We start from the raw sequence: 264 nt of genomic DNA, 5'->3' as shown, positions 1-264 counted from the left end.
AAAGCGCGAGACGGGATTCGAACCCGCGACCCTCGCCTTGGCAAGGCGATACTCCACCACTGAGCCACTCGCGCATATCATATTGAATTATGAAAATCGGGGTGACAGGATTCGAACCTGCGACCTCCTGGTCCCAAACCAGGCGCTCTAGCCAAGCTGAGCCACACCCCGTCATCACCAACGATAAATAATATACCACAGATGATTCAAATATTCAAGTATATTACGTACCCTCAAAACCACATATTGAAAACCGAATTGAAC

Annotated in this window: 2 tRNA genes; both read right to left on the bottom strand. The window is 48.5% G+C overall.

What is annotated here, in order from left to right:
- Positions 1 to 2: 2 nt before the first annotated feature.
- Positions 3 to 74: transfer RNA gene (locus DWX59_RS28090), tRNA-Gly, on the bottom strand.
- Between the two features lie 22 nt (positions 75 to 96).
- Positions 97 to 171, bottom strand: a tRNA-Pro gene (locus DWX59_RS28085).
- Between the last annotated feature and the right edge of the window lie 93 nt (positions 172 to 264).

The sequence above is a fragment of the Enterocloster aldenensis genome, assembly GCF_003434055.1.
Taxonomy (GTDB): domain Bacteria; phylum Bacillota; class Clostridia; order Lachnospirales; family Lachnospiraceae; genus Enterocloster; species Enterocloster aldenensis.
The sequence above is the reverse complement of the archived record's forward strand: the minus strand, read 5'-3'. Positions and strand labels throughout refer to the sequence as shown.